Below are 6,488 nucleotides of genomic sequence, written 5' to 3'. Positions count from 1 at the left end.
GTCGCGACGGAACGGACGACGGCGCGTTCATGCGCGGCCTCCTCGATGACGGTTGATGGCCATACCGTCAGCCGCGCGCGGCGCGAGAATCGCCGCGAACGCGAGCGCGAGCATCGCGCCCGGGCCGACGGTCAGCCCGAAGGTTTCGAGCAGCGGCACGCGCGACAGCGCCAGCAGCCCGAAGCCGGCAACCGTCGCGAGATTCGCGATCAGCAGCGACACGAGCGTGTACGGCGTGACGGGCTGCGCGTCGTCGCGCTTGCAGAAGAACAGCGCGTAGTTGGAGCCGACCGCGACGATCAGCAGCATCCCGACGAGATGCAGGATCGTCAGCTGAACGCCGGCGAGCGCGAAGCCGGCCGTCACGACCAGCACGGCCGCGACGAGCGGCGCGAGCGCGCGCACGGCACGGCGCGGCGAGCGCAGCGCGATCAGCAGCAGCACGGCGATCGCGGCAAAACCCGCGAGCGACAGCCGGAGGTCCTCGTGCACGTAGCTCACGTACAGGCGATCGGCTTCGGCCTTCATGTCGACGAACAGCGCATCGGGCACGCCCGCGCGCGCGACGGCTTCGCGAATCGGCGTGGCATCGAGACTCGATGCCGGTTGCGCGGCGCGGGAGGCATCCGGCGCGCGCAGCGGCAGCATCGCGCTCCAGCGGCCGTCGCGTTCGGTCAGCAGCGCATCGACGGCGAGCGCCATCGACGTGGCGCGCAAGTCCGCGCGCGTCAGCAGCGGTGCGTGGCGCGCGGCCCCGACGTCGGTGATGAACGGTGCGAACAGGTCGGGCTTGACCGCGATCGGCTGGTTCGCGACGGCGTCGCGCATCCGCGCGGCGAGCACGTCGGCATCCGGCAGGCTCGCCTGGCGTGCGCGCTGCGCGGCGTCGCTCGGCAGGTAGCGCGCGGGGTTTTCGAAGCCGGCGAGCGCGCCCCGGTCGACGAGCGGCTGCAATTGCGCGGCTACCTTTTCGGCGCCTTCGAGCGCGGCCTGTTCGGTCGATGCGGAAATCACGACGAGATAGCGCACATCAGGTGCGCCGACATCGGCGCGCAGCCGCGCGTCGAGCGCCTGCGCTTGCGCCGGCACGGGGCTGAGCGCGGCGAGCTCGCGGCTCCACAAACCGTCGCGATGCAGCACGAGCGTCGCGGCCGCGGCGATCACCAGCACGGCGAGCGGCCAGCGCAACCGCGGCGCGGCGTCGGCCGCACGCGCGAGCACGGCGCCGACGCGCGACACGTCGCGGATCGCGACATGCTCGCCGCGCAGGTGCGGCAGCACGAAGCGCGTGACGAGCGCGGCGGCCGTCAGCCCGACGATCGAATACAGCCCGAGCTGCACGAGGCCCGGGAATCCGGAGAACAGCATCGACGCGAAACCGCACACGGACGTCAGCACGCCGAGCCGGATCGTCGGCCAGTACGCGGCGACCCATGCGCGCGTCGCGTCGGCCGGGCGCGCCGTGCCGCGCGTGCCGGCCTGCGCCGATTGCACGAACAGGTAGATCGAATAGTCGACGGCTTCGCCGATCAGCGTCGTGCCGAAGCCGAGCGTCAGCCCGTGGACCGTGCCGAACGCGAGGCTGACCGCCGCGATGCCAGCCGCGACACCCGTCAGCACCGGCAGCAAGCCGAGCGCGAGCGTGCGCGGCGAACGGTACAGCGTCAGCAGCAGCGCGACGATCAGCACGACGCTCGCCGTCGACAGCCGCTCGACGTCGTGCCGGATCGTGTCACGCGTGTCGACCGAGAACACGCCGGGGCCCGTCATCGCGAGCGTGGTCGCGGCGGCGTTCGGCACGGCCTGCCTGGCGGCGGCGAATGCATCGCGCACGGTGTGGATCGCGCGGGCCTGCGCGTCGGTGTCGGACCCGGCGGCGGCCGTCTGCACGACGAGCACTGCGCGCGTGCCGTCGCGCGATGCCCACACGCCGTCGCGGCTCGCCGGTTCCGCCGCGCTGTCGAACTGGTCGACGAGCGTGGCGACTTCGCCGGTCGGGTCGCGCGGCAGCATCGCCTTGGCCACGAGGCCGGCCGACGAACTCAGCAGGTCGAGGCTGTCGCCGAGCGCCTGATGCAGGCCGGCGGCGCTGAAGCGCTGCGGCGTGACGGCGGGGCTCAGCAGGTAGCGGTGATCGAAGATGAACTGGCGATCGCGCGCGTCGTTCGCGGCTTCGCCGTTGTGAACGGCCGCGAATTGCGGATCGGTGCGTAGCGCGCCGGCGACGCGTCGCGACAGCGCGGCGCGCGTCGTGGCATCGCCGCCGTCGATCGCGACCAGGATCAGCCGCGACACGACGCCGTCGCGCAACTGGTCGACGAGCACGCGCTGCCCGGCGCTCGGCGCGCTCGGCAGGAACGCGGACAGGTCGGCCGTGAAGTGCGCGCGCCCGATCGCGACGCCGCATGCGATGAGCGCGAGCAGCCACACGAGCACGGCACGCTGCCGCAGCGCGTGCCGGCGGCGCGCGACCGGTGACGCGGGGGGCCGGGTGCGTTCGTCCATCAGTTCGGGTTCGCCGGAACGGGTTGCAGCCGCATCACCGAGCGGTCGCCATCCGCCTGCCGGATCGCGACGCTGCGCAACACGTCGCGCGTGCCGTCGAGCGTGATCGTGCTGACGACCTTCAGCATCCGCGAGTCGAGCGGCGTGAGCGTCAGCGTCCAGTCGTCGCCGCGCCCGGCGAGCGCGACCTTATACACCTGTTCGAGCGCGAAGCGGTTGCCGGCGAGCGTCGCGCGGATGCTGTCGATGAACGCGCCGAGTTCCGGATAGCGTGCGAGCGCGAGCGTGAACTTGCGGTTGTTGCGCTCGACGGTGAGCATGTCGCCGTCGACGACGAGGTGTTCGGGCTTCGGGCTCAGCGTGTGCTTCTCGAGATGGTCGGGCGCGACGAACACGAGTTCGCCCGACGACTCGACCGGCTGCGTCGCGATCGACAGGGTCTTCGTCTCGGTGAATGTCGCGCGCCCCGACTTGTGTTGCGCAAGCGTCGACATCAACCGGTCGAGATTCCACGCCGGCGCCGTGTCGGCCGGTTGCGCGGGCGTTGCAGCCAGCGCGGCCATGGCGGCGGTTGCCGCGACGGCGACGGCCAGCGTGCGGACGGCGCGACGCAGCGTGGACGGGAGCGTGGGCAGGCAGCGGCGAACGGCGGTCATGCGTCGGAATCCCTCGTGGCGGCCAGGCCGGCACCGGCGCATGCAGCGTCGCTGCGAGCGGTCACGGTTGCGGTCGCGGCATCGCCGCCTTGCCAGAAGTCGAAATAGTTGAACCAGTTGTACGGCGCCGCGCGGCAGTACTGGTCGAGCAGCGCGACGTAGCGCGCGAGTGCCGCGTCGACGGCCGCCGCGCGTGCGTCGCGCCGCACGTCGGAGAAATCGGCGAGCGTCTCGAAGTGCACATCGTAGCGGTTGCCGTCGCGATAGAGGCCCGTCATGAAGATCACCGGACGCTTCAACATCGCGGCCATGTAGAGCGGCCCGAGCGGGAACGCGGCCGGCGTGCCGAGCAGCGGCAGCCGCCGCAGCGACGCGGCCGCGTCGTCGAGCAGCGTGCGGTCGGCGAGCATGCCGACCATGCAGTTCGCGTCGAGGCGCTCGCGCACCTTCAGCATCGAGTCGACCTGCCCGAGCGGAATCACTTCCGGCTGCGCGGCGGGATTCACCGCGGCGAGCGTCGCGTTGATCTTGCGCGCGTTCTTCTCGTACATCGTCACGACCACGCGCAGGTCCGGGTGCGTGCGGCCGATCGCGCGCACGACCTCGAAGCTGCCGAGATGCGCGCCCATCAGGAACGCGCCGCGTCCGCCCGCGAGCGCGTCGTCGACGAGCGTTTCACCGTGCAGCCGGATGTCGAACAGGTCGAAGCGTCCGTTCATCAGGTAGATGCGGTCGTGGATCGTTGCCGCGAACGTGAACACGTGCCGGTACACGTCGCGCCAGCGCGCGGGGCGGCCGAGCACGCGGCGCAGGTAGTCGCGCGACGCCGCGCACGCGACCGGCGAGAACAGCACGAAATACGTCGCGATCAGATGCAGCACGACGCGCGCGCGCTGCCGGCCGAAGCGCAGCGAGATCCACGTCATCGCGCGCAGCAAGCCTGCGTTGCTGCGCTCCTGGCGTTCGGCCCACGCGGTGCGCTTCATGGCTGCGCGCCATCCTGCGCGGCCGGCGGCGCGGACAGCACGCCGCTCGCGACCTCGCGCGCCCCGGCGCGCAGCGTGAAGCGGATCGCACCGCTCGCCGCGGCGTCGTACGCGAGATCGAGCGGTTCGCCGGGCGCGACCGGGCTCAGGAATTTCGCGGACCCGAGCCGCCACGTGTGCAGCGGACGGTCGAGCGCCGCACCGATCGCATGGATTGCGTGATCGAGCAGCACGACGCCCGGCACGACCGGATGGCCGGGGAAGTGGCCGGGCAGTGCCGGGTGATCAGCGGGGATCGTGAACCCGAGCGCCGGCGCGGGCGTGCCGGCCGGGTCGCCGATGGGCGTCGGCGCGGCTGTGGTGCGCGCATGTTGCGCAACGAGCGCGGCGAGCACGTCGCGCGGCAGCTTGCCCGTTTCGTTGCGCGGGAGCGCGTCGACGAACACGAGCGGGCGCGGCATGAACGCGGGATCGATCCGCTCGCGCAGCGCGCGCTGCAGATCGGCGGCCGCGAGCGTCGGCGCGACGACCAGCGCGACGAGACGCGTGACCGGTTCGAGGCCGGCGCCGGCGTGGGCGGGTGCGGGCGCGGCTTCGTCGGGCATGAAGAACACGCCGTCGATCACCTGCGCAATCGCATTGAGCTGATGGTTCAGGTACGCGAGCGACGTGCGCTTGCCGGCGATGTTGACGAGGTCGGCCTTGCGGCCGTGCAGCAGGAACCGGCCGTCGCCGAGCAGTTCGAGCGCATCGCCCATCGGCACGGGCGCCTCGACGTGCCCGCCCGACACCCAGATCGTCGGCTCGCCGTCGTCGCTCGCCGGTTCGTCGCGCGCGTCGAGCCGGATGCCCGGGAACAACGCCCAGGTCGCGCCTCGCGACGTGCGGCGGGTCGCGATCTGGCCGGTTTCGGTGCTGCCGTAGATCTCGACGAGCGGCGCGTCGAGCGCGGCCTCGGCTTCACACGCGAGCTTTTCCGACAACGGCGCGGTGGCCGACAGCACGAGCGCGGCAGGCGGCAGCGCTTGGCCGGCCGCCAGCAGCGCACGCAGGTGGATCGGCGACGTGACGAGCACGCGCGGCTGCGGGATCGCAGCGAGTTCGTCGCGAATGTCGACCGGGTAGAACGGCTGGCGATTGCTGAACGCGAGGCCGCCGATCAGCGCGAGCAGCACCGTCGACTCGAAGCCGTACATGTGCTGCGCGGGCACCGTGCCGATCAGCGTGGCCGCGCGGCCGTCGAGCAGCCCGAGGCGGTCGGCCGCCGCGCGCACGCAGCCGACCAGGAAGCCCCAGGTCTTGCGGTGCGGCACCGGCGCGCCGGTCGAGCCGGACGTGAACACGTAGGCCATGATTCGCGCCGCATCGATCTGCGGCACGACGAACGGCGCATCGCTCGCGCGCTCGCCGGGGGCGGCATCGGGGTACGCGAAGCGCGGCAGGTCGATCGCGCAGTCGGGCGCGTCGTGCAGGCAGAACGCGTCGGGCGCGAACGATGCGAGCTGGCGCACCATTTCCGGCGTATGCGTCGACGGCAGCAGGCTGATCTTGCCGGCAACGAGCGCGGCGCACAGGCTGACCGCGAAGCGGTAACGGTCGCGGCACACGTTGAACACGTGGCCGCCGGCGGGCAGCGCGGCGGCCACGCGCGCGACGTCGGCGACGAATGCGCGCACGGTGACGGGCGCGCCGTCGCGCCAGGCGATCGTCTGGTCCGGCGACGAATGGAAAACCAGCGGGTGAGTCGGCATAAATCGGTCGAAACGGGAGCGAAGGCCGGCGCGGCGCGCCGGCCGTGAATTCATCGTGACGGCTGCGATGCGTGCGTCGTCGCGCGATACGCGCGCACGGCATCGACCATGCGCGGCCGCGGTTCGTGCGGCAGTGCGAAGCGCCGGCACGCATGCTCGGCGGCGAACATCACGGCGACGAGCGGCAGCGACAGGTAGTTCGCGAACGTCGACCACGTGACGATCGGCGCGGTCGCGAACAGCAGCGTCGACACGGCGGCGATCGCGACGAAGAACAGCGTCCACGCGAGCGTGATCTGCCGGGTGTAGCGCGCGACGGCCGGCGTGACCGCGCCGTGGATCATCGTTGCAAAGCGCGTGCAAAGCGGCACCTGGCCGGCGGCGAGCGTGCGGCCGAACAGCAGCGCCATCGCGAGGTTGAAACTCGCGTGTTCCAGATACAGGCCCCATTCGAAATGCCGGGCGAGTGGCACGCGCGCGGCCCACAGCACGGTGGCGGCAAGCAGCCACGCCGGCACGAGCCATGCGCGATGCGGCGAGCGCAGCGCTGCGCCGAGCGCGAGCAGCAGCGGCGGCACCAGCGCCATCGA

Annotated in this window: 5 protein-coding genes; all 5 read right to left on the bottom strand. The window is 72.1% G+C overall.

Going from position 1 to position 6,488, the window contains the following annotated elements:
- Nucleotides 1-27 precede the first annotated feature (27 nt).
- Complete coding sequence (locus tag G3N98_RS37655) at nt 28-2,505, bottom strand: MMPL family transporter (protein ID WP_206150955.1); 2,478 nt, start codon at nt 2,503-2,505, stop codon at nt 28-30.
- A complete protein-coding gene (locus G3N98_RS37650) occupies nt 2,505-3,161 on the bottom strand; it encodes an outer membrane lipoprotein carrier protein LolA (RefSeq protein ID WP_089473564.1) in 657 nt (218 codons plus the stop codon). Before G3N98_RS37650 ends, G3N98_RS37655 begins: the two co-directional genes overlap by 1 nt.
- The gene (locus tag G3N98_RS37645; RefSeq protein WP_089473563.1) at nt 3,158-4,147 is read right to left on the bottom strand and encodes an acyl-CoA synthetase; all 990 of its coding nucleotides are present in this window, start codon (nt 4,145-4,147) and stop codon (nt 3,158-3,160) included. The genes G3N98_RS37650 and G3N98_RS37645 overlap by 4 nt, the downstream gene beginning before the upstream one ends.
- Nucleotides 4,144-5,898 (bottom strand): acyl-CoA synthetase family protein, encoded by a 1,755-nt coding sequence (locus G3N98_RS37640; protein WP_206150954.1) that lies wholly within the window; start codon nt 5,896-5,898, stop codon nt 4,144-4,146. The genes G3N98_RS37645 and G3N98_RS37640 overlap by 4 nt, the downstream gene beginning before the upstream one ends.
- A 50-nt stretch (nt 5,899-5,948) precedes the next feature.
- Nucleotides 5,949-6,488: hypothetical protein (locus G3N98_RS37635; protein WP_241026255.1), on the bottom strand; the 540-nt coding region annotated here is incomplete at its 5' end.

The organism is Burkholderia sp. Tr-20390 (genome assembly GCF_017104595.1).
Taxonomy (GTDB): domain Bacteria; phylum Pseudomonadota; class Gammaproteobacteria; order Burkholderiales; family Burkholderiaceae; genus Burkholderia.
The sequence above is the reverse complement of the archived record's forward strand: the minus strand, read 5'-3'. Positions and strand labels throughout refer to the sequence as shown.